The organism is Vreelandella arctica (assembly GCF_037070215.1).
GTDB classification, from domain to species: Bacteria; Pseudomonadota; Gammaproteobacteria; order Pseudomonadales; family Halomonadaceae; genus Vreelandella; species Vreelandella arctica.
Genome location: NZ_JBANSN010000026.1, coordinates 1 through 22,526 on the forward strand (window position 1 = coordinate 1; position 22,526 = coordinate 22,526).

General features: G+C 52.9%; 25 protein-coding genes and 2 rRNA genes. 14 read left to right on the plus strand and 13 right to left on the minus strand.

What is annotated here, in order from left to right; genetic code table 11:
• The 3 genes from V8L70_RS17610 to rlmM all read left to right on the plus strand — a co-directional run.
• Nucleotides 1-193 (plus strand): 23S ribosomal RNA (locus tag V8L70_RS17610); the annotation flags it as partial.
• A gap of 153 nt (nt 194-346) precedes the next feature.
• A 5S ribosomal RNA gene (rrf, locus tag V8L70_RS17615) occupies nt 347-462 on the plus strand.
• A 141-nt stretch (nt 463-603) separates the two neighbouring features.
• Nucleotides 604-1,674, plus strand: a complete 1,071-nt coding sequence (gene rlmM / locus V8L70_RS17620) for a 23S rRNA (cytidine(2498)-2'-O)-methyltransferase RlmM (protein WP_198555983.1) — start codon at nt 604-606, stop codon at nt 1,672-1,674.
• A 19-nt stretch (nt 1,675-1,693) separates the two neighbouring features.
• Here the strand turns inward: rlmM and V8L70_RS17625 are convergent, their stop codons facing one another.
• Nucleotides 1,694-1,981 carry an antibiotic biosynthesis monooxygenase family protein gene (locus V8L70_RS17625; protein WP_101145289.1) on the minus strand — a complete coding sequence of 96 codons (288 nt, stop codon included), beginning with the start codon at nt 1,979-1,981 and terminating at the stop codon, nt 1,694-1,696.
• 29 nt (nt 1,982-2,010) lie between these two features.
• Between V8L70_RS17625 and tusA the strand changes: the two genes are divergently transcribed.
• Entirely contained in the window at nt 2,011-2,265 is a 255-nt protein-coding gene (gene tusA, locus V8L70_RS17630; RefSeq protein ID WP_035556892.1) for a sulfurtransferase TusA, read from the plus strand.
• A gap of 89 nt (nt 2,266-2,354) precedes the next feature.
• On the opposite strand, the gene V8L70_RS17635 is transcribed toward tusA, so the two are convergent.
• The 3 genes from V8L70_RS17635 to V8L70_RS17645 all read right to left on the minus strand — a co-directional run bounded on the left by V8L70_RS17635 (nt 2,355) and on the right by V8L70_RS17645 (nt 5,596).
• The gene (locus tag V8L70_RS17635) at nt 2,355-3,050 is read right to left on the minus strand and encodes a hypothetical protein (RefSeq protein ID WP_101145288.1); all 696 of its coding nucleotides are present in this window, start codon (nt 3,048-3,050) and stop codon (nt 2,355-2,357) included.
• A gap of 144 nt (nt 3,051-3,194) precedes the next feature.
• Entirely contained in the window at nt 3,195-4,175 is a 981-nt protein-coding gene (locus V8L70_RS17640; protein WP_101145287.1) for a DUF3080 family protein, read from the minus strand.
• A gap of 2 nt (nt 4,176-4,177) precedes the next feature.
• On the minus strand, nt 4,178-5,596 hold the full coding sequence (locus V8L70_RS17645) for an MATE family efflux transporter (RefSeq protein ID WP_101145286.1): 1,419 nt from the start codon (nt 5,594-5,596) through the stop codon (nt 4,178-4,180).
• Nucleotides 5,597-5,736: 140 nt separating this feature from the next.
• Here V8L70_RS17645 and V8L70_RS17650 point away from each other — a divergent pair, with 140 nt between their 5' ends.
• Nucleotides 5,737-6,312, plus strand: a complete 576-nt coding sequence (locus V8L70_RS17650; protein WP_101145285.1) for an elongation factor P hydroxylase — start codon at nt 5,737-5,739, stop codon at nt 6,310-6,312.
• 45 nt (nt 6,313-6,357) lie between these two features.
• Nucleotides 6,358-6,933 (plus strand): hemerythrin domain-containing protein, encoded by a 576-nt coding sequence (locus V8L70_RS17655; protein WP_101145284.1) that lies wholly within the window; start codon nt 6,358-6,360, stop codon nt 6,931-6,933.
• Between the two features lie 109 nt (nt 6,934-7,042).
• Here V8L70_RS17655 and V8L70_RS17660 read toward each other — a convergent pair whose 3' ends face one another.
• The 4 genes from V8L70_RS17660 to V8L70_RS17675 form a co-directional block, all read right to left on the minus strand.
• The gene (locus tag V8L70_RS17660; protein ID WP_101145283.1) at nt 7,043-7,558 is read right to left on the minus strand and encodes a DUF2795 domain-containing protein; all 516 of its coding nucleotides are present in this window, start codon (nt 7,556-7,558) and stop codon (nt 7,043-7,045) included.
• The gene (locus V8L70_RS17665; RefSeq protein ID WP_198555981.1) at nt 7,558-8,553 is read right to left on the minus strand and encodes a DUF2795 domain-containing protein; all 996 of its coding nucleotides are present in this window, start codon (nt 8,551-8,553) and stop codon (nt 7,558-7,560) included. Before V8L70_RS17665 ends, V8L70_RS17660 begins: the two co-directional genes overlap by 1 nt.
• A 150-nt stretch (nt 8,554-8,703) precedes the next feature.
• The gene (locus tag V8L70_RS17670) at nt 8,704-9,183 is read right to left on the minus strand and encodes a hypothetical protein (protein WP_008959945.1); all 480 of its coding nucleotides are present in this window, start codon (nt 9,181-9,183) and stop codon (nt 8,704-8,706) included.
• Nucleotides 9,184-9,196: 13 nt separating this feature from the next.
• Nucleotides 9,197-10,081 (minus strand): TatD family hydrolase, encoded by an 885-nt coding sequence (locus tag V8L70_RS17675; RefSeq protein ID WP_431313230.1) that lies wholly within the window; start codon nt 10,079-10,081, stop codon nt 9,197-9,199.
• Nucleotides 10,082-10,179: 98 nt separating this feature from the next.
• On the opposite strand from V8L70_RS17675, the gene V8L70_RS17680 reads away from it, so the two are divergent.
• Nucleotides 10,180-12,096 (plus strand): ATP-binding cassette domain-containing protein, encoded by a 1,917-nt coding sequence (locus tag V8L70_RS17680; protein ID WP_101145282.1) that lies wholly within the window; start codon nt 10,180-10,182, stop codon nt 12,094-12,096.
• Nucleotides 12,097-12,157: 61 nt separating this feature from the next.
• On the opposite strand, the gene V8L70_RS17685 is transcribed toward V8L70_RS17680, so the two are convergent.
• Nucleotides 12,158-12,610 (minus strand): universal stress protein, encoded by a 453-nt coding sequence (locus tag V8L70_RS17685; RefSeq protein WP_008959936.1) that lies wholly within the window; start codon nt 12,608-12,610, stop codon nt 12,158-12,160.
• 199 nt (nt 12,611-12,809) lie between these two features.
• Between V8L70_RS17685 and V8L70_RS17690 the strand changes: the two genes are divergently transcribed.
• Entirely contained in the window at nt 12,810-13,379 is a 570-nt protein-coding gene (locus V8L70_RS17690; protein ID WP_101145281.1) for a preprotein translocase subunit YajC, read from the plus strand.
• Here V8L70_RS17690 and slyA read toward each other — a convergent pair.
• Together slyA and V8L70_RS17700 are read right to left on the minus strand one after the other, a co-directional pair.
• Entirely contained in the window at nt 13,358-13,810 is a 453-nt protein-coding gene (gene slyA, locus V8L70_RS17695) for a transcriptional regulator SlyA (protein ID WP_035556925.1), read from the minus strand. The genes V8L70_RS17690 and slyA overlap by 22 nt on opposite strands.
• A 76-nt stretch (nt 13,811-13,886) precedes the next feature.
• Nucleotides 13,887-15,041: a DUF5924 family protein gene (locus tag V8L70_RS17700; protein WP_101145280.1), complete on the minus strand. Its 1,155-nt coding sequence runs from the start codon at nt 15,039-15,041 to the stop codon at nt 13,887-13,889.
• Nucleotides 15,042-15,296: 255 nt separating this feature from the next.
• Here V8L70_RS17700 and fadB point away from each other — a divergent pair, with 255 nt between their 5' ends.
• Together fadB and fadA are read left to right on the plus strand one after the other, a co-directional pair.
• Complete coding sequence (gene fadB / locus V8L70_RS17705) at nt 15,297-17,483, plus strand: fatty acid oxidation complex subunit alpha FadB (protein WP_101145279.1); 2,187 nt, start codon at nt 15,297-15,299, stop codon at nt 17,481-17,483.
• 23 nt (nt 17,484-17,506) lie between these two features.
• Nucleotides 17,507-18,685, plus strand: coding sequence for an acetyl-CoA C-acyltransferase FadA (gene fadA / locus V8L70_RS17710; RefSeq protein ID WP_008959931.1), 1,179 nt, complete (start codon nt 17,507-17,509; stop codon nt 18,683-18,685).
• 75 nt (nt 18,686-18,760) lie between these two features.
• Here the strand turns inward: fadA and V8L70_RS17715 are convergent, their stop codons facing one another.
• Complete coding sequence (locus V8L70_RS17715) at nt 18,761-19,855, minus strand: histone deacetylase family protein (protein WP_101145278.1); 1,095 nt, start codon at nt 19,853-19,855, stop codon at nt 18,761-18,763.
• 88 nt (nt 19,856-19,943) lie between these two features.
• Nucleotides 19,944-20,432 (minus strand): flavodoxin family protein, encoded by a 489-nt coding sequence (locus V8L70_RS17720; RefSeq protein WP_101145277.1) that lies wholly within the window; start codon nt 20,430-20,432, stop codon nt 19,944-19,946.
• Nucleotides 20,433-20,525: 93 nt separating this feature from the next.
• On the opposite strand from V8L70_RS17720, the gene V8L70_RS17725 reads away from it, so the two are divergent.
• From V8L70_RS17725 to V8L70_RS17740, 4 genes are all read left to right on the plus strand, one after another.
• Nucleotides 20,526-20,900, plus strand: a complete 375-nt coding sequence (locus V8L70_RS17725) for a thiol-disulfide oxidoreductase DCC family protein (RefSeq protein WP_101145276.1) — start codon at nt 20,526-20,528, stop codon at nt 20,898-20,900.
• A 23-nt stretch (nt 20,901-20,923) separates the two neighbouring features.
• Entirely contained in the window at nt 20,924-21,481 is a 558-nt protein-coding gene (locus V8L70_RS17730) for a hypothetical protein (protein WP_101145275.1), read from the plus strand.
• 89 nt (nt 21,482-21,570) lie between these two features.
• Entirely contained in the window at nt 21,571-22,047 is a 477-nt protein-coding gene (locus V8L70_RS17735; protein ID WP_101145274.1) for a YbhB/YbcL family Raf kinase inhibitor-like protein, read from the plus strand.
• A 103-nt stretch (nt 22,048-22,150) separates the two neighbouring features.
• Nucleotides 22,151-22,489 (plus strand): zinc ribbon domain-containing protein YjdM, encoded by a 339-nt coding sequence (locus tag V8L70_RS17740; RefSeq protein WP_101145273.1) that lies wholly within the window; start codon nt 22,151-22,153, stop codon nt 22,487-22,489.
• Nucleotides 22,490-22,526: the final 37 nt, after the last annotated feature.

The window sequence follows — 22,526 nt, forward strand, 5'->3', positions numbered from 1 at the left end:
TTGCCGGGTAGCTATGGTCGGACGGGATAACCGCTGAAAGCATCTAAGCGGGAAGCCCCCTTCAAGATGAGACATCCCTGAGGCCTAGAGCCTCCTGAAGGGCCCAGCGAGACCAGCTGGTGGATAGGCACGGTGTGGAAGCGCTGCAAGGCGTTGAGCTAACGTGTACTAATGGCCCGTGAGGCTTGACCCTATAACACCCAAGGGGTCTGGTCGTGATGATAACGTGAAGAAAGTTGAGTAAGCTCAACGAAATGCCGGATATGCAGCGTGTGGCCCAAACAACAGCGAGGGCGGCAGGCAATGAGACGATCACAAAACAGCATGATATACATTACCCGTTACGCCTGACGACCATAGCATGCGTGAACCACCTGATCCCTTGCCGAACTCAGAAGTGAAACCGCTTAGCGCCGATGGTAGTGTGGGGTCTCCCCATGCGAGAGTAGGTCATCGTCAGGCACTTATTTAACAAGAAACCCAGCCACCCGGCTGGGTTTTTTGTGTGCGTGAAAGAAAATAAATAGAGCTGAATAAATGCTATGATGCGCCCCAATTAATTAGGCAGCCCTCACCGTTTGTGATGGGCGGAATCGAGGTGAAGTGGTGAGCGAAACGGTACCTACGTCATGGTTAGTTTATTGCCGTCCAGGGTTTGAAAATGATGCGTTAGCTGAAATGCAGCATCATGCAGCATTAAACGACGTAGCCTGTGAGGCATCTTACGGCGAGGGGTGGGTAAGCTTAACGCGTCTCGATGGCGAGCCGGTGAATGAGTTACATCGTCAAGCAGCCTTTAAAAAGCTAATTTTTGCACGCCAAAGCTTAGCGGCGTTGCCCGCTCTCACTCTTTCACGAGATGATCGCCTTACCGCTATTTTGGAGCAGGTAAAGGCTAGTCGATGGAACTTTGAGGAAATTTGGCACGAAACGCCGGATACCAATGATGGCAAAGCACTGGCTGGGCTGATTAAGGCGCTTACCAAGCCGCTGGAAAGTATGTTGAAAAAGCGGGGTGCGTTAAGGCGCAGCGCGGGCGCACGACGTTTACATATTTTCTGGACTGACGGTGATCAAGTGCAGCTAGCGATGAGCTTTCCAGGCAATCGTAGCGATTTGATTAATGGTATTCGTCGGTTGCGTTTTCCCTCTCGTGCGCCTAGCCGCTCAACGCTAAAGCTGGAAGAGGCATGGCATGAGTTTATTCCTAGAGATGAGTGGGATGAACGGTTAGCACCGCATATGCAAGCAGCTGATTTAGGTGCCGCCCCAGGTGGCTGGACATGGCAACTGGTTCAGCGCGGCATGTACGTTTATGCCATTGATAATGGCCCCATGGAATCGCAGTTGATGAAGACCGGCCAGATTGATCATCTCAAAGAGGATGGTTTTACCTGGGAGCCACCACAGCGCTTAGACTGGCTGGTCTGCGATATTGTCGATAAACCAGTGCGAGTGCTAGCCATGGTGGAACGTTGGCTGATCCGTAAATGGTGCAAGGAGGCAATCTTCAACCTCAAGTTACCCATGAAAAAGCGCTGGGATGAGGTAACACGTTGTCTAACGGCGTTGGAAGAGTCGCTGGAAAAAGCGGGCGTGCATGCGAACGTATCATGCCGTCACCTCTATCATGATCGGGAAGAGGTAACGGTGCATGTAAGGCTTAGGGATTAATACGAGTGAAATCTCAGGCTTAATAGCCAGGTTCGTAAATCCGGATAGTTTCATCTTCGGTTAATAGCGGTAAAATACGCTGCATGGCCATTGCCCGCGCTTCGCTTGAGTGCCACTCCTTCCAAGCGCGGAGGTCACGCCATTTGGTAATCATCAGTCGACGATCGGTATGACCAAGTTCTACCAGTGTTTCACCACCGATGAAGCCCCTTACGCCTAGGGAAACGCGCATTGCCTCCCGCGCTGCTTGCTCAAATTCTTCTTCAAGACCAGGCATAATTCGCCGTTCGATGATAACTTTAATCATACTTTCTGTTTCCTACATCGAGGATATTAATGGCTGATAATACGGGTACGTTACCCAGCTTTGACGTGGTATTGGACACCTCAGGACTCTACTGCCCAGAGCCGATTATGCTAATGCATAACAAAGTGCGCGACATGACATCAGGCCAAGTGCTCAAAGTGATTGCCACCGATCCCGCCACTACACGAGATGTGCCCAAGTTTTGTCAGTTTTTAGGGCACGAACTGCTTGAGCAGGACACCGCCTCTGAGAGTAACTACCTCTACTTTATTCGCTTAGCATAACCCTTAGAGATAGCGCGGGAACCCAAGCGAGGCTCAAATCAACATCATTGATGTTGGCCTCGCTCACAAGGCAGCACTAAGGCACTCGGCTAATCGCTTGCCACGACCATCATGGCTAGCGCCTCAAGCGTTGCCGGATCTTCTTCCAATATACGATTGGCGATATGGCGCTGGAAAAAGTAAACGGTTTGATGGCGAGCGTGAGCGCTGTAAAGGCACTTGTCCCCTAACAAAATCGGTGTCATCGCCGCTTTGTTCTCGTCGGCAAGGAGCGCGTCAAGGCTACCGTCGCTGTAGAGACGCCAGCCGTAAACAGGCTTCATATGCCAGGGTGAGTTGGGATGATTCATGCACAGCGCGTGGGTGCCCAGAGTATCGGGTATTTGCTGAATGAGAGTTACTTCTCCAGAAGCCTCATAATCAAAATATTCAGCAGCGGCGACTAGCTCATGGTACTTATGGTCCGGTGGTGAATCGAAAATTTCTTCCGTTTCAGGATCACGGTAACCCACGAAGTAGCCATTCTCCTGGCTGTTCAGATCATGGCAGGCCGCCAACGTTTCCATCCACGGCACCATGCCAAAGACGCTACCATCTTCTCTTAGCCCCCAGGCCAAAATAGGCATGCCGTAGTAAGTGTCGGGACTCGCAGCGAGTTGGTACACCATCTCTAGTCCATCTAGCTCCGGAGCTAAACGAACTAGGCACTTTTGCGCCTGCTGACGCTGACGCACAGTTTCCAGGTCGATGACCTGGGCAGAGCGGGGTGACAGGGATGCGCCCATTATGTCCCTCCTTATGCTGCGTGGTCATGACATTGGCGAAGCAAGTTTGGCTTGCTTCATTGTTATCCTTGCTTATCCAACTTACCTATCAACCAATAGCACAAGTTGCTCATAAGGTTAAGGGTTCTGCGCTTTTTAATTATCTTAACAAGTTGGAAAGCGAGCTCGTAGCGCTTGATGCTCGGTGAGCGCTTGCTGAAACTGGCCCCAGGGCGCTTGGGCGTTTTCCAGCGAAAGCCAGCGTGCCTGATAGCGCTGAATCGCTATTGGCTTGTCTACCGGCTGCACGTCAATTAAGCGGTTGATCGCTGTTAGCCACTGCTGGGCAGTGTTTGCCAAGCGTTCAAGCGACTGTGGCTCCCAGCGGCTCAAGCAACTTGTGGCATCTTTCTGCTGAGCTAATAATGCGTTCGCTTCGGTTAAGCGTTGAGTGGCGAGTAGCAGGGCGCGCAACACTTCGGCGGTCAATGGCTGCTCTTGTAGGGTTTTTAAATGATTTTCGAGGGCAGAGGAGTCTTGCTGCCAATCGAGGTCAAACTGGTGATCCGTCATTTGTTGAAGATAATTAATGGCTTCAAGCTGCCTTGCAATAGTGTTTTCATCGACGTTAGCTAAAGGCTGGCTTGCGCGCGCAAAGCTTTTCACCCATTCGCTGGAATCAAAAATAGCGTTCCAACTGACGGCGGGTAACTGAGCCGTTTTAGTGATCGTCAGCTGTTGAAGGCGCGTTCGGTCTTCATCGCTTAACTGTTCGGGAACATCGCTGTTCCAGCAGGTGCTAAGCCGTTGCCATAGTGTTCGCTCATATAACCACTGCTGGCTAGGAAGTGCTACTCGGCCGAGTTGATTGTTACGTGCCGCTATAAGAGAAGTAATTCGACATTCGCGTAATGCATAAATATTCAGCATGCTATCCCTTGTTTCGGGGATGTCAATAAGCCGAGCAGAGCGCTCAGGGAAATCGCCAATATTCATGGGGTCAGCTCGCTCAATGCCTGTCTGGTCGAGGTCATTCGCAAGCTGCTGATGGTAGGAGTGCCACTGCTGCTCAGCAGGGTGATCGCCACAGCCAGCCAGTAAGGTACTTAGGGTTAGTGTTATAAAAAGATTGCCCCACCAAGCCATGTTTACCCCTTAACGCTGATACGCCGCAAACGCCAGGCAAGTAGCAGGGCCGCAGTGCTCAAGCCCGCAATCAAACCCATCCAATAGCCATGAACCCCAAGTGGAGCAACCATGCTGCCCACGCCACGGGAACCCAGCCAGTGGCCGCCGCCCAAGCCTACAATCCAGTAGGAGAGTACCGTTATCACCATCACGATGCGGGTATCTTTATAGCCGCGTAAAGCGCCTGCCAGATTGACTTGTAGCGAGTCAGAGAGTTGGAAGATAACGGCCAAGGCAATGATGGAAAGTGCCAGCGACTGTATCTCACTGTTCGAGGTATAAAGCGCAATGACAGGAATTGCGCTAAACCACAGCAAGAGGCTGTTGATAATTGCGACGATCACACTGATAACAATGCCGTTCCAGGCGACCTGCCGGGCTAAGGTCAAACGCTGCTGGCCAAGCGTGTTACCCACCCGTACGGTCAGCGCCATACTCAGCGACATGGGCAGCATAAACAGAATGGAGGTGAAGCTGAGTGCTATTTGGTGAGCCCCCACCGTGACTTCACCAAAGCTGGCAATAAAGAGTGCAATGAGCGTGAACAGGGTCACTTCGACAAAAATAGCCACACCAATGGGAACGCCCACCACCACTAATTCACGTATGCCTAGCCATTGGGGCGGTGTCATTTTTTGCCAAATCGCAACGCTTTTATAAGTGCTTCCCCTGCGCGTGTAGTAGGCCATCGCGAGTGCCATCGTCCACATGGAGAGCGCCGTCGCAATGCCGCAGCCAAAAGCGCCTAAGGCAGGCAGCTGTTGCAAGCTAGTGGGAATCCAGCCGCCAAATAAATCAACCAAGCCATCGCCGCCGTAGATCAAGAGGTAGTTGGCAGGAATATTCACGCTTAAGCCGACCAAGCTTATCCATAGCGCCGGGCGGGTGTGATTCATGCCATCGGAAAACGCTCTAAGCGCCTGAAAAAGGGCGATCCCCGGCATACCAAAGGCGACAGCTGACAGATAGGCGGCAGACTGGCTGGCAACGGCAGGGGGCACATTCATTAATTCAAATATCGGCATGACGGTCGACCAGAGCAGTAAGGCCGCGACAACACCTAGCAGCAGGGCAACCCAGAGCGCCTGGTGCACTGCTGGGCGAATAGCGGTTTGGCGCTGTCCACCCAGCAAATGTGCCACAATTGGTGTGAGCCCCATCAGGGTGCCCGTCATAAACAGCATCAATGGCATCCAGAGACTGGATCCTACCGAGACGGCAGCGAGTGACGTTGCATCATGTCGGCCTGTCATCATGACATCAACAACACTCATCCCTGCTTGAGCCAGCTGAGCTCCGCAAATGGGTAATGCCAAGTAGACCAGAGCGCGAGTTTCTGGCCAATACACCGATTTAACTTGTTGAGTGAAATCGCCCAATGAGAAGGCTCCTGATCGACGAATTAAGCTATAAAAAAGCGGTAGGTTAGCAGGGAAGCCTATGCCTTGCTGCCCTGTATTTAGTTTGCCTCTGTGAGGCAGTTATACTTTCTCAAACGGCAATGATAAACGAGGTCAATTTGAATCACGTGCAGGATCGATGGACGCTGGCTGATATTACCGCGCTCTTTGATGGCATTTTTGCAGAGCATTATCAAACACGCCTAATTCGGGGGGACGATGAACCCCTCTATCGGCCTGCTGATAGCGAAACACCGTACCATCAAGTTATTTTTGCGCGGGGCTATTATGCCAGTGCGTTACACGAAATTAGCCACTGGTGTATTGCGGGAGAAAAGCGTCGTCAATTAGAAGATTACGGCTATTGGTATTCGCCGGATGGGCGTAATGCTGGGCAACAAGCTGCTTTTGAGAGCGCAGAGGTTGCTCCCCAAGCGTTAGAGTACCTATTTGCCCAGGCGTGTGGCCGTCATTTCCATGTCAGCGTGGACAATCTGGGCGGCGATACAGACGTGGATCGGGAAGCTTTCCAACAGCGCGTTATGGTTCGGGCAGCGCGCTACCAAGATGAAGGCTTACCCCTACGTGCCAAAGCCTTTTGCCATGCATTGAACGCTTACTATCAACAAGGGCTGAAGCTTGAAACAGCCATTGTTCAAGGACTTGATAGGTTGCTATGCACACGACTATGTTGAAGTTGTCTACTATGTAGGGGTTACGAATCATAAGGAGGGAATCTCATGACTCAGCACAATACAAACGGATCAGCCAAGGATGTGGTTGATATCCTAACCACAGATCATCAGGAAATGATGGCGCTGGCAGGCCAAATTAAAGGCTCAAATGACCCACAGTGGCGTAGAGATACGGCGGATACCTTGATCGCTGAGGTAATGCGCCATGCCATTGCCGAGGAAATGTACGTTTATCCGGCAATAGAAAAATACATACCGAATGGAACCGAAGAGGTTGAGCATGACAAACAAGAGCACGATGAAATTGTTCAAGTAATGAAACAGCTGGAAGATTGTAATGCTGTCGATCCGGTTTTCATGACGCAGCTCGAAAAGTTAGAAGGATTGTTAAGTCACCATGCAGACGACGAGGAGTCACAGCAATTTCCTAAGATGCGCACCCGTATGTCCGGTGACCAACTCATTGAACTAGGTGAAAAATTAGAACAGGCCAAAACACTGGCGCCGACTCGTCCACATCCCAACGCTCCTCATTCAGAACTCTTCCATAAGAGTGTGGGGGCGGGTGTAGGCATGGTTGACAGGCTTAGAGACAAGCTCACGGGGCGGAAAATGAAGTAAATACAAGCTTAATTTAGGTGCTGGTGACCGCAGACAGTTTTTTAGACGGCTTTTGCTAGATAGTTTTCCTGAAAAGGTAAAGGGTAGCAATGCGCCACTTAGTGGCGCTTTAGTTTACCTGCTTCAACTCGTGGGTAATGTCAGTCATGCTGTGGTAGTGATGGTCGCTAAACTGCTTCAGCAGTTGTATTTCCTGCTTACTCGCATTTCGATAGGCATGATTGATTAGCTGCTCACGCGTGGCTGGAAAGCTTATTCCATCGAACAGGCTAGCAAAGCGAGCTGCGGATGGGGCTTGCATGGCACGCTGGCCGCCAGTCTTGCTTGGCTGGTTGTGGGGCACGTCATCATGAGTACGCAGTTCTCCGAAGGCACGCGCGACCTCGGCAGCATCGCGATACTCCTGGTCGGGTAATTGCCGCACGATGTCATACACCTCTTGCTCATCGTCACTCAGTGCATCGACGAGTTCGCTGCGTGTTTTCGGGAATTCAATCCCTTTCAGCGCTTTTTCAATATCAGCCGCAGAGACCGCCTGTTTTGGGTGAGAAGTGAGCATATGCCGCTCGTAAAGTGATTTTTGCTCGAACTCAGCCCCGCATATTTCGCAAGTAAACTGTGCCATCAGCGTATCTCCCCCAGCGCTTTTTGGATATCTGCCATCGTTGCGTACTTTCGGCTGGGAAATTCCTTTAATACGTCAATAACGTCATCTGTGGCATGGTTGGTTTTGGCCTGTTTAATCAGGTCCGCCTTGCTGCTCGGTAAATCGATGCCCTTGAGTGCCTTGGTAATGCCAGCCGCCGATGCCGAATCAGTGGCTGTCTTGCCACCGCGCTCACCGCCTGTGCTGCGATCGCCTTCGGGTTCCTTGGCTTCTGGCTGCATGTGCGGCTCGGTGAGCTCGCCACCTTCCAGCGCTTCATTGGGCCACTCGCGCTTTTTCAGCCCTAACGTCTTGAATAGGGCTGCCTTGCCGGTGATGGAAATTTGCTCTTCGGCGAGGTTGTCATGCGCTCCGATGAGCAGAAGTTGAGCATCTTCGTAGTCGAGCAGCCTGCTATCGTCAATATCCAGCCAGCGTTTGTCGGCGAATTTCTCTATTAAGCGCTTGGGGTAGTTCGGTTTAGCGTCTGGAAAACCGGGGACATCAAGGGAGGGGTTGCGCACCGAGATGATATAACTTGCCTCGGCAAGAATCCCCAGTTCCGCCTGCGCTTTGCCGGGTTTCGTGGGGTTGGTGAGCCGATAAGCCAAACGCGAACTGTTGTGACGCTCAAAGATAGCGTAGCGCCCCTCTCCAACGGGAATGGCTTCGCCCTGTTCCTGCTCGCCACGGGTTTTGGTAGCGTACTCGAGCGGCGCTAGCGCCTCGCCAATGATTGTTGGCTTGCCTATCATGTCGTTCATCATCCACTCTCGTGCGGTAGACGATGGCTTGCCATGGCTAATCTTAGGCATGCGCTTTTTGCCCACCAGGAATAATCGAGCGGTGTCTTTATCGTCTGGCGTTAGCACTAAGTAAAGGCGCTGAACGTCTTCAATGTTTTCGACCCGCGGTGTATTGACCTTGGGCCGATAGAAAAAATAGATATCTCCCTTTTCAACATAATCCTTCATCTGTCACCTCCTGTGTAGAAATGGCTATGTCGTTAAGATGGAGTCCTCAAAAGCGTGTCCTACAGCTACCTTTCTAAACAAAGCCTCATTATGGGTTAGCAGAGGATTTTCCTTCGTGCAAACGTATCCTAGGCTATTGGTAGCTAATGCCTAGTCCTCTTCAGTAAGGCGCTGGTGCATCGAGAGCATAACCTCAAGCTCATGTTCTGGACGCATCGGCTCTAAGCCCAGCTCGCTGAACGTTTCACGCCGCTGGCGATGCCATTCGCCAGGAGTGATTGAAGGGTAGAGCACCGATGCCGGGGCTAGCTCTACGAAAGGATCCAGCCCATAGGTATCAAACAGCCGTGCCAGTGCCGCTTCGTCGTCGCCGTTGTCGCTGGTATACAGCGTGGCGGAGAAGTGGTCGTTCTCAAGTTCGCGAATCACTTCCAGAGGACTAACCCCCAGGCTCTCCAGCTCTTCCATGCTGTAGGCGCCCAGGGCATTGGTGTCTTCCTTGATCCAGCTATCATCCGGCTGAATTAATGTTTGCTTCACTCGGCCATCGGGCAGCGACCAAGCAATGGCGAGCGGTAAGCCATCGTCTTCGCCCGTTTCAATGGCAATAAACCCAGGATAATCGGCCACGCTAGTACTCCTATTATGATTCTGCGGGAAGACGGAAAAAACGCTTGGCAGTTTGGGTGGTGGCGTTGCCTAGTTCAGTTTCGTTGATGCCGTGCCACTGAGCAATCTCGCGCACTATCCAAGGTAACAAAGCGGGTTCATGGCGGCGCCCTTTGAGTTTTGTAGGCAAGTTACGGGGTAACAAATAAGGGCAGTCGGTTTCAACCATTAAACGTTCAAGAGGAATATCACTCACCAATGATCGCAGGTGATGACCGCGCCGCTCATCGCAAATCCAGCCCGTTAACCCTATATGCAAGTCTAGGTCGAGATAACCAAATAGCGTATCGCGGTCAGCAGTGAAACAGTGAACCACCGCGTGGCTGATGTCGTCTCGCCACGTATGCAGAATTTCGCGCATCCGCTGGCCTGCATCGCGCTCGTGTAAAAACAGCGGCAACCCGCTTTCGACCGCGAGCGCCAGCTGCGCTTCAAACGCACGCTCCTGCTCCTGGGGCGTCGAGAAGTTGCGATTAAAATCCAGCCCACACTCGCCCACAGCCACTACTTCCGGTAAGGCATGCAGGGCCGCCATGGCGCGCTCAAGACCTGCATCCCACTGGCTGGCGTCATGAGGGTGTACACCCGCCGTGGCGTACAGGCCAGGATACTGTTTGGCCAACTCGACGGCTTGCTCGGCGTGGGCAAGATCGGTACCGGTAACGATCATGCTCGTTACCTGCGCTGCCAGGGCACGTTGTATAACCGCCTCAAGATCACGTCCAAAGCTTTCGTGGGTTAAGTTAGCGCCGATATCCACCAAAGGGGTACTAGGCCGAAACTGTAGTGCTTCGGGTAAAAAATCATCGGCATACGCAGTGGTCAAAGGTGTCTCCCATTCAATATGCAAAGGCACCATTGTAACGGTATGCGCGAGCATCGACTAATGCATCAACGTTCCCCTACCAGCGCGCTCATGCGTTACACTGTGCGCCTCACGATTAAGGAGGACACCGCGTGACCCTGTTACGACTCGAACAGCTGCAACTCGCCTACGGCACCCATGTACTACTCAATCGCGCCGACCTGACGGTTGAAAAAGGCGAGCGGCTGGCGCTGGTCGGGCGCAATGGCACCGGCAAGTCCACTCTGCTGAAGCTGGTAGCGGGGGATATCCTGCCCGACGATGGCTCCATCTGGCGCGCACCTGGTCTCAAGATTGGCGTGTTGGCTCAGGAGTTACCCGAGTCATCTGGCTTGACCATTTTCGATATGGTCGCCCAAGGGCTTCCAGAAGCCGGAGAGCTGCTCTCCGAGTACGACCATCTGATCAATGATCCCGACCCTGATATGGATCGCATGGCGACCCTGCAAACGCGCCTGGAAGCCATTGATGGCTGGTCGTATCACCAGCGTATCGATACGGTGCTCACGCGCTTAGGCTTGCCCCCTGAGGCTGAAATGAGCTCGCTCTCCGGTGGCTGGCGCCGCCGAGTAGCGCTGGCGCGCGCTCTGGTTGCTGAGCCCGACCTGCTGCTGCTTGATGAGCCTACCAACCATTTGGACTTAGACACCATTGCCTGGTTGGAAGAGCAACTGCTGGCCTTTAATGGCGCAGTACTGCTGATTACGCACGATAGGGCGTTTCTTTCCAAGCTAGCGACCAATATTCTGGAGCTGGACCGTGGCCAGCTAGGGCGCTACCCCGGCAAGTACGAAGAGTATCAGGCCCGTAAGCAGCATGAGCTTGAAGTGGAAGCACGGGAGAACGCTGAATTCGATAAAAAACTCGCTCAAGAGGAAGCCTGGATTCGTCAGGGCGTTAAAGCACGGCGTACCCGCAACGAAGGCCGGGTTCGTGCGCTGGAAGCGATGCGTAACGAACGCAGCCAGCGCCGTGAACGCCAGGGTAATGCCAACTTAACGGTGGATCGCGGCGAGCGCACCGGTAAGCGCGTTGTGGAGCTGCAAGGCGTCACCCAGCGCTTTGGCGATGACGTAATACTGCGTGATATTAACCTTGAAGTACTGCGCGGCGACCGTATCGGTTTCCTGGGGCGCAACGGCGCGGGCAAGACAACCCTATTGAAAATCCTGCTGGGCGAGCTGGAACCCACTGAAGGCAAGGTGCAGATGGGCACCAATCTAAAAGTGGCCTATTTCGATCAGCTGCGTGCCGGGCTGGAGCTTGATAAAACCGTGTATGACAACGTTGCTCAGGGCAGTGATCGCGTCAGCGTGGGCGGTAAAGATCGCCATGTGATGAGTTACCTGCAGGACTTTCTGTTCACACCTGAGCGGGTACGCCAACCGGTGAAAGCGCTCTCTGGTGGTGAGTCCAACCGCCTGCTGCTTGCCAAGTTGTTTACTCAGCCAGCTAACGTGCTGGTACTCGATGAGCCGACCAACGACCTCGACATGGAAACTTTGGAGTTGCTTGAAGAGCTGCTTCTCGATTTCGATGGCACGCTACTGCTGGTTTCCCACGACCGTACCTTTATGGATAACGTGGTAACCAGCATGCTCGCCTTTGAAGGCGATGGCGTGGTGCGTGAATACGTGGGCGGCTATACCGATTGGATTCGCCAGGGCGGCAAGTTACCTCCAGCGCCTTGGGAAGGGGCGGCGCGTCAGCGTACTGAACCCACCTCAGAAACGCCTAAAAAGGTGGCCGAAGCTCCTGCTGCCCCGGCTAAGAAAAGCGTTAAGCTCTCCTACAACTTGCAGCGTGAGTTAGATGCGCTGCCCGCTGAAATAGAACGCCTTGAGAGTGAAGTAGAGGCGCTAGAGAGCGAGATTGGTGACCCAGCGTTTTATCAGCAAGAAGCAGAAGCCGTTACGGCTAAACTTCAGTCCCTTGAGAAAGTGCAGAAAACGCTAGAAGTAGCCATGGAGCGTTGGATGGAGCTGGAAGCGATGGCCGCTGGGGAATAGATGTAGCAACGATAAAAGGCGCCGAATGGGCGCCTTTTTCGTAGCGATATAAAGAAAGGGTCTACTCGTCGCTTTTTTCGCCTTTTTTGCCCACGCGTACCGCAAGAACATCGCACTGAGCGCCGTGCAGCACGCCGGTAGAGGTTGAACCTAGCAGTAACGCAAAACCATGGCGACCGTGGGAGCCCACTACGATCAAGTCCACATCATGCTCTTCGGCAAACCGGTGGATTTCGGTATCGGGCATACCCACGACAACATGCTGGTCAGCCTCAGCAATATGCGGCGCGGCAATTTCGGCTAAGCGTTTTTTGGCATGTTCATCCAACTGGTCTTGGATGCTGGTCAAATCCATCGGTATATCACCACCATAGGCAAACCCAAGCGGTTCCAGGGTATGCATAATGGAGATTTTGGCTTGATCGTTGCGGGCTGCGATTGCCACGGCACGTTCCAGGATCTTGTGGGAGTCTTTGGTTAAGTCAACGGCAACTAAAATGTGGTGATAGCTCATGGCATATCTCCTTAGCGTGGGTAACACTAGTTCACAAAGAATAATGGAGGCTCTTTGTTCAATGACCGTTACTTTAGATGGCGTGCCTTATTTTAACAATGATCCGTGTTTTAACCATGACGTGTATCAAAACAACGACCTGAGTCATGATGGTTAGAATAGCTTATACAGTGTGGCTCACGTTAAAGGAAATGTAGAGATGGAATGGCTAATTATTATAGCAATTTTGATGTTTGTCATCGCACCGGTGATGTGGCTAAAGCCCAGTCCACGCCAGAGGCGCCAGCAGACGTTGCGCACGCAAATTGCCAAGCAAGGCGTAACTATCAAACTGGAAAAACCACCGCTTCACCACTTTAAAGGGACGATGCCTGCCTACCGGTGGCACTATCCTCAGTCAGCACCTGGGCCGGATTTCCTTTTGGTCAGAGACAGCAATGCGAGTGAAGCTTTAGCACCGTATCATGCGGGCTGGCGGTGGCGCATAGCCCCTTTGCGGCCGCTTCCCGATAATGCCGAGATACCGTTAAAAGCACTGCTTGAGCGTTTGCCACAAGACGCGCTGGTGATACAGTCGACTCCCTACGCGCTGACCCTATGGTGGTGGGAGTCGCAAACCGCTGAACGATTCACGACATATTTGCCTGAGTTTAAGCAACTGATTGATACTCTTCAGGGCCATGTCGATCGGCCCAACGGTCAACCGCTCAAAGGGACAGAGCAGACTGCGCCAACCTCAAAGAATGATCATGAGGCTGGGCCGTCTTGATCCCGGGCCTGAATGGCTAACCCGTTGGCTTCAATCACCGCCAGCCATTCATTGAGCTGTTCAAGGTTCTCCTCGCTCAAGCCTGCAAACATCTCCTTACGCGCCTGCTGGGCAACACTGTCGATTTTTTCCAACAATGGCATAGCGGCTGGCGTCAGATAGATACGTTTGCTACGGCGGTCATTGTCACAGGCACGGCGTTCCACCAAACCTTGCTCTTCAAGCTGGCCGAGAGTGCGCACCAAGGACGGTGCCTCAACACCAATGGCGCGGGCAAGATCGCACTGTGGGTGCCCCTCGCCCATACGCCACAAGTGATAGAGCGTGACCCAACGCGTTTGCGTTAAGCCTAAGGGGGCAAGTCGTCGATCTAGAATTGAACGCCATAGATGCGGCAAGCGTGCGATACGAAAACCAATCGTTGAAGCCATAAGTAACTAGCTACCAATAAATGTGAGTAAGCGAATTGTCATAAGCTGCGCCACTGAATGCAAGGCGATTAACAATTCAGTCATCCGGTTGCGCCTCTGCATCATTAGTGCGGCCCGGTACAAAGCGCCGTAAGTTCAATCCGCTTAAGCCACTGGCATGTATTTCTCCATCGGCTAGTGAAGCCTGCTGGCTATCCTCTGCCACCTCAAAGCGTATTAATCCTAAGCGCTGCCCAGTGCTTGTCATAATGTCGATGCGCCACTGCCCGGTTGGATCTTCTGGGAAGTTTTGTTTGTGACTCCATGCGCGGTATCCCTGCTCGCGTCCGCCGTTGATGTTAAGTTCCACTACGTCCATCGGCTCACCATTATGATGCCAAGCATGGGTAATGGTTTCACTCAGTCCACGCGGTGCCCGTATAGCGGTGTATACATAAAGGCCATTTTCGCTGATGGCTTGGGGCGTTAGCGTCATAGAACCCTGAGGAAGGCGCTGCTCAACGTCGAACCCAGGAGAAAGAGCACTGCTGGTCATCCATAGGCTGGCAGGTGGCACCCAAATACGCCCAAGCCAAGCGCCGTAGGCTAAGAACAGCGTTAATCCAAAAAAAGCAAACCAGCGTTTGAGAGAGCTTTGCTTTAATAGGTGCCAAAAGCTGGGTAAGGCCACCAGAACCGTGATTCCTAGAGCCAGCAGCAGACTCTGACCGGTGGCAAGATGCACCATAATGGGCAGCGTCACCAGCAATACTAGGAACACGCACATCGCGTGGAATAAAAAGTAAAGACTGCGCCACCGCTCGGCAATTTTAAAATAGATGGGATCGATGATAGACAGAAGCGCCATGATGCCCACCAGAAGCGCAAACAGCGTTTGGCCGCTATTCCATACCGTGGTGACTAAAATAAACGGCAATGTGAAAAAAAGCGTTTCCTGATGAATCATCTGGGCAATAAATGTCGTTACGCCTCTTGGCGGAGTAGGGTGGCCACGACGTTTTAACCAGCGACTGATTAACCCTTCGGAAAGCAGTAGCGTCCAGGCGAACAATAGCCCTAATGCCAGCGCAGCTCCCAACCACTGCTGACGATCGACCAGAAAGAAACTGCCTAACCCGGCAGTAAATGCCATGGGCGGCCATAGCCAGCTCCATGGCTTTAGTCGCTCGACAATGCTTTCTATATGCCGCTGAACGGTGGCAATGCGGGATGGCGTGAGCAGTGCGCCCATAGACAGTTAACCTGCAAAATAATTGGAAGCGTGATCCTAGCAGCATGAACGCCCGCAGGGGAGTGCTGGTCTCAGTAGATGGATAAATTAGCCAAAAGTCAGGGCTTGACGAACACAGGCAACTCAACCAAGCTAAAGCAATCAAACGGCCGTATGAAATCGATTGGGTTGTGTTGACCGTATATTTCTATTGGTCGAATAAAAGTGTGGCGGGTTCCTTTTATGGAACCAACCCGAATTGTGGAGAGAGCGCGGATGATCTACCAAGGCAACGCCATCACGGTGGCACGTCGTGACACCCCGAGTGGCAATGACATCGCTATGCTCACTTTTGATCTGAAAGGTGAGTCCGTCAACAAACTATCCAGCGCAGTGGTGGCAGAGCTGGGTGAAGCCGTCAAAGCAATCCAAGCTGAAAATAGTTTAAAAGGCTTATTGATTGCTAGTGGTAAAGAAGTGTTTATCGTCGGTGCAGATATTACTGAGTTTCACAACCTCTTTGATAAAGGTGAAGAGTACCTAGTTGAGATGAATCTCAAGGTACACGATATTTTCAATGCCATCGAAGACCTGCCTTTCCCCACCGTTACCGCGATTAACGGGTTGGCCCTAGGGGGCGGCTGTGAAGTATTGCTAACCACCGATTTTCGCGTGATGAGCGAGAAAGCCAAGATTGGGCTGCCGGAAACTAAGCTCGGCATTCTGCCCGGTTGGGGCGGCTGTGTGCGCCTCCCACGTATTATCGGCGCTGATAACGCTATCGAATGGATTGCTGGTGGCACGGAAAACCGCGCTGATGCTGCTCTGAAGATGAGCGCTGTGGATGCCGTGGTCAGCGCCGAGCAGTTGGAAGATGCCGCGCTGGATATCCTTGATCGCGCCAATGCCGGTGAGCTGGATTATCAGGCGCGTCGTGCTGAAAAGACCAGCCCGCTGAAGCTCAACCCGATTGAGCAGATGATGGCGTTTGAAACCGCCAAAGGCTATGTCGCTGGTAAGGCTGGGCCGCACTATCCCGCGCCGGTTGAAGCGATCAAAGTGATACAGAAAGGCGCTGGTGAAGAGCGCGGCCGTGCCCAGGCAATTGAAGCCAAAGCGTTCGCCAAGCTAGCGCTAAGCAGCGTAGCGTTCAACCTGGTCGGCCTGTTCCTCAATGATCAAGTGGTCAAAAAGAAGGCCAGCAACTACGAGAAGCAAGCTCAGCCGGTGAAGCAAACGGCGGTGCTGGGTGCTGGCATTATGGGTGGCGGTATCGCGTATCAGAGTGCCTCTAAAGGCACGCCGATCCTGATGAAAGACATTAAGGACGACGCGATAGAGTTAGGTCTGAAAGAAGCCCGTAAACTGTTTGCCAAACAGGTAGAGCGTAAGAAGCTGACTACCGAGCAAATGGCTGAAAAGCTCACCAACATCCGCCCGACGCTCTCTTACGGTGATTTTGATAACGTTGACCTTGTTGTCGAAGCCGTTGTTGAGAATCCCAAGGTCAAAGACGCCGTACTTACCGAAGTGGAAGGCGTGGTGGGCGAGAACACTATTCTCACCTCCAATACCTCAACCATCTCGATCAACCGTTTGGCGCAAAACCTAAAGCGGCCGGAAAACTTTTGCGGTATGCACTTCTTTAACCCTGTGCACCGCATGCCGCTGGTGGAAGTTATCCGTGGTGAGAAAACCTCGGACGCCGCCGTTGCTGCCACCGTGGCCTACGCTCGCGCCATGGGCAAAACGCCGATTGTAGTTAACGACTGCCCCGGCTTCTTGGTCAACCGTGTGCTGTTCCCCTACTTTGGTGGCTTTAGCTTCCTGGTGGAGCAGGGCGCTGACTTCCAGCGCGTTGATAAAGTGATGGAGAAGTTTGGCTGGCCCATGGGCCCGGCCTACTTGCTGGATGTGGTCGGTTTAGACACTGCCGTTCATGCCAATGACGTCATGGCCGAAGGCTTCCCTGATCGTATGGCCCGAGATGGCAAAACCGCCATTCAGGTCATGTACGACAATGACCGTTTGGGTCAGAAGAACGACAAGGGTTTTTATGCCTACGAAGAGGACAAGAAGGGTAAGCCGAAGAAAGTGATCGACGAAGCGGCTTACGCATTGGTCAAAGAGGTGGTGAAGGAGCATAAAGAGTTTTCCGACGAAGACATCATCGCGCGCATGATGGTGCCGCTCTGCTTGGAAACCGTACGCTGTTTGGAAGATGGCATTGTCGCGACGCCGGCTGAAGCCGATATGGCGTTGATCTATGGCATCGGCTTCCCACCATTCCGCGGTGGCGCTCTGCGCTACATCGATGCGATGGGCGTGGCTGAGTTTGTGAAACTTGCGGAAGGGCTAGCCGAAGAGCTGGGGCCGCTATACGCGCCCACCGATAAGCTGCGTCAGATGGCTCAAAATGGCGAGTTATTTTATTCCAACGATAAGTCTGACAACCAAGCCTAACCACCACGCATAGGAGATAAGAGATGAGTTTGAGTCCGAGAGATATTGTGGTGGTTGACGGTGTCCGTACCGCCATGGCGAAAGCCAAGAATGGTGCTTTTCGTAACGTTCGCGCTGAGAACCTCTCCGCTGCGGCCATGCAGGCACTATTTACTCGTAACCCAAACCTAGACCCGTCGGAAGTTGATGATGTGATCTGGGGCTGTGTGAATCAGACGCTTGAGCAATCAATGAATATTGCTCGCAACGCGGCGATTATGACCGGTATTCCCCGTTCGGTACCTGCGCAAACGGTCAACCGGTTGTGCGGTTCTTCGATGACGGCGTTGCATATCGCGGCGGCCAACATCAAAGCGGGCATGGGTGATTTCTTTATCATCGGTGGCGTGGAGCATATGGAGCACGTACCCATGGCCCACGGCGTTGACGTCAACCCTGCAGCCAGCAAATACGCGGCCAAAGCGGCGATGATGATGGGGCTCACCGCTGAACTGCTGGGCAAAATGCACGGCGTTTCCCGAGAAGAGCAGGACAAGTTTGGCGTGCGTTCCCACCAGCGCGCTCAAGCGGCGATGGAGAAGGGCTACTTCGATAATGAAATTATCGGTGTTGAAGGCCACGATCAGCGCGGCTTCAGGGTGATGGTTCAGCGCGATGAGGTTATTCGCCCCGACTCTACCCTGGAGTCTATGGCGAGCCTCAAGCCGGTATTTGATCCGCGCAACGGTACCGTGACTGCGGGTACGTCCTCGGCGCTTTCTGTCGGCGCCTCGGCAATGGCAGTGATGAGCTACGAGCGCGCTCAAGCACTGGGCTTAGAGCCCATCGCGAGAGTGCTTTCGACCGGCGTGGCAGGTTGCGATGCGTCCATCATGGGCTATGGTCCGGTACCTGCGTCCAAGAAAGCGCTTAAAGCCGCTGGCCTGTCAGCCGCGGATATTCAAACCGTTGAGCTCAACGAAGCTTTCGCCGCTCAGGGTATCCCAGTGTTGAAAGATTTAGGATTCCTGGATGCTCTGGACGATAAGGTTAACCTCAACGGTGGTGCCATTGCCCTTGGACACCCGCTGGGCTGCTCGGGCTCGCGTATCTGCACCACGCTGTTGAACGTAATGCAGCAGCGCGATACCACCCTGGGCTTGGCGACCATGTGTATCGGCATGGGGCAGGGCGTTGCAACGGTGTTTGAACGACTGAAATAACCATAGCGCTTAGGTACTTAAACGGCATCCTTCGAGGTGCCGTTTTTATTTGTCAGGTTTTTGTTCAGAAAAGCACTATTCAGGTTCAGATTGAAAAGCCGTGCGGTGAAAATCCGCTGCGGCTTGAACTTCCGCAATACCGCAGGTATCGGGTACCGGTACTGTGTTGCCCGCCAGAACCGCGAGCACCGCCCTTGTACCGTTGGCCAGTGACTCAAGGTTGTAGCCGCCCTCTAATACGAATACCAAACGGCCCTCGCAGTGCTGTTCGGCCAGCTGTTGCATAAAGCCGGTTAGCGCGCCAAATCCTTCGTAGGAGACGTTGAGCGCCAAGTCATGCCAGTGGGGGTCAAAGCCTGCTGATACTAAAATGATATCAGGTTTAAACCAGGCAGCTGCTGGCGCCAGGATGTCGCGAAAGGCTTTCAAATACGCTTCATCACCGGCGCCAGCAGGTAGTGGTACGTTGATGGTGGTGCCTTCCCCCAAACCGGCGCCTACTTCTTCCAGGTGGCCAGAACCGGGGTAGAAGGGGGCGGCGCGGTGAATATCAAAAAACATCACGTCGGGCTCTGCCCAGAAAATATCCTGAGTACCATTGCCGTGGTGGGCGTCCCAATCAACAATGAGCACTCTTTCGCAACCTAGCGCGCTGCGGGCATGGGCTGCCGCTACAGCTACATTGTTAAACAAGCAAAAGCCGCGGGCGCGAACGGGTTCTGCGTGGTGCCCTGGCGGGCGCACAAGAGCAAAGGCGCTTTTAGTGCGTTTTTCCATCACTGCTTCCACTGCGGCAATAGCCGTTCCAGCGGCGACTTCAGCGGCATCAACGCTACCCGGTGAAACCGCGGTGGTGTCCACATCCAGCCAGGCATTTTTACCGCGCAGGCTGAAAATGTCGCTTAGATAGGAAGTAGTATGCACACGCGCTAACTGCTCATGGGTAGCCGCTTTACCCCCTTCAATTTTTAAACCTTCAATGGGGGCTCTCTCAAGCAGCTGTTGAATAGCGGTTAATCGCCCAGGGTGCTCAGGATATTTCCAAGGCACAGGTAAGCCAGCAAGCAGATGGCGAATACGCTTATCGATTCGCTGAGGTAGAAAATCGGCATCAATGTTGGGTTCGTGAGCGAGTACGCGATCATCATAAAAGGCAATGACGTTGTGCATAATGGCTACCTAAGAATCGTGCGTTGATTACTCTCAATCGCACTGAATGCACGAAGTGCTTACCTGCAGTAAGGCAGGCTGCGCGTTTTTATACAATGCCGCTTTCAACACTAAATGCTAAGGTCATGCTAATTTCTTCTACTTGATCTGCAAACGTTGGCTGCCATTCACCGCGTAAAATGAGAGGGGGCTGTACCCAGCGCCAGCGTAAGCCAGTCACGATGCTTTCTACTGCGCGCTGAGTGCCCGTGCCGTCATGGCCTGCACGGATATAGAGCGCACAGGGCAATCCTTGCTTTTTTTCTAGAACAGAATAGTAGGTGCGGTCAAAGAAATCTTTTAGCGCGCCACTCATATAGCCCAGATTCTCCGTGGTACCGAGCAAGATGGCATCGCAGGCTAGTACATCCTCTGGGCCTGCCTCTAAAGGCGCTTTCACTACGCACTGCACCTGCTCAAGATCAGGATGACTAGCGCTCCGCGCGGCCGCTTCGCGCAGAAGGCGGGTGTTCGCCGACGGGGCATGAGCAATCACTAACAGTTGTTTACTAAATTCATTACTCAATTCAGCATTCATAGCAAAGACCTAATTGAAACGTGGGGCAGCAAGGGGTTGCGCCACATATTGAAAATGCCACACTGCTTAAGAGTCTTAAAGTTGAGAAGCAATATGTCCAGTAAGACATTGATCAATGTCTATTACGATGCCCAGTGCCCTCTTTGTCGACAAGAGCGTCGGCGCTATGAGCGCTGGTCGGGGCGCCATGCAAAAGATATCGGTTGGCTTGATGTGGGCGAACATGAGCAAGCCCTACGTGCAAAGGGTGTTGACCCTGCAGTAGCGCTACGCTCTCTGCATGTCGAAACCGAGCAAGGTCAATTAATAGAAGGTATTGACGCCTACCGTTTGTTGATGAAGCGTGTTCCGTTACTGGTCCCGGTCGCTTGGCTGATTGGCTTGCCTGGGATTAAACCAGCACTGCGAACCCTTTATGATGTGTGGGTAAAGCGTCGCCTAAAGAAACAGGGCCGATGGCCTCTTTAATGTCTAGCAAAGGAAGCCTGACAATGCAGCGAAGTGCGCTATATCTAAGGGTGGTAGGGGTAGGTGTAAGCTTATTGCTCGCGGGCTGTGCCGGTGGACAGCATCCTTCGCCCACCCCTAGCCAGACAGCGGCTGATGCACCGTTAGCCAGCCCGCAACCCGCGCCTGCCGCCACGACAGCGCCGGAGGCCGCCACGGCGCGTGACTGGGTGCCGCCGCTATTTATCAGTCCCGAAGAGGAAGCGTCCTACTATGTTAGCCGTTTGGCAGATCGGCGTTTTGTGACCAGCTACGGTGATCGTGACAACCGTCGTCCCTGGTACATTGCCGCTGAGCAATTAGGCGAAATAGGGCTTCCTGCTGTTCCACTGCTGTTTGCTCGGTTGAACACCAGCGATGCGTATGAACAAATGCTGGTTCTCTACGCGCTTCAGCTAGCCACTCAAGATCCTCAGCTAATGGTTCGAACAGGTGGCGATTACGTTCAGTTAGGGGTAGTACTTGACCCCACACATAATGCTGAGAATGTGGCGTCTGCTCAGCAGTGGTGGCAACAACACGCTGAGCAGGTGACCCGCTGATTAATAGCCTTCACACTCAGCAGCGGCTCATCAGATAAATCAAGGCATTAGATAAACCAAGGCCCATCAGATAGACCGAGGAGAAAAGCATGGCATTTGCACTTTCATCAATGCAGGTTACCAGCCCAGCGTTTGCTGATCATCAAGCGATTCCTTCCAAGCACACTGGTGAGGGGGAAAATGTTTCGCCTGCCCTAGCTTGGAAAGATGCCCCTGAGGGAACCCAGGGTTTCGCTGTTATCTGTCACGATCCAGATGCTCCTTTGGTCAAGGATGGCAGCTACGGCTTTGTACATTGGGTGCTCTATAACTTGCCCGCTGATACCCATGAGTTAACTGAAAAGAGTGTTGTGGGCACTGCTGGCGCCAATGATAAAGGCGAAGTTGGTTACTTTGGTCCGATGCCCCCTGAAGGGCATGGTAAACATCTTTACTATTTCTGGGTGTTAGCGCTGGACCATCAAACGTCGTTGCCTGAAGGGCTGACGCTTGCCGAGCTTCTCAAAGAAATAGAGCCTAATCTGCTAGGCATGAATCGTTTGGTAGGCACGTATCAGCGTGATTGATCGCATCCGCAAAAGTAGACAAGCGGAATAATCCGTGTAGGCTCCATCGCTTTCTTAGACCTTGAACCAGACTTTTCTTTTAGCCAAGCGATGGAGCCTTCCTATGAGTGATCTGCCTAACTGTCCTGCCTGCGCTTCCGAATTTAGCTACGATGATGGGCTTCAATACGTCTGCCCAGAGTGTGGCCACGAGTGGTCAAAGGTAGCAGAGGAGAGCGCTGAAGAAGCTTCAGGCGTGCGCGATGCTAACGGCAACATGTTGGTCGACGGCGATAGTGTCACGGTGATCAAGGATTTGAAGGTTAAAGGCAGTTCACTGGTGGTTAAAGTAGGCACCAAAGTGAAGAGTATCCGGTTGGTGGGCGGCGATCACGATATCGACTGTAAAATAGACGGCATCGGCCCGATGAAGCTTAAATCTGAATTTGTTAAGAAAGCCTAGTGTTAAACCAGACAGTCAAAAAAATAGCCCTCTGATG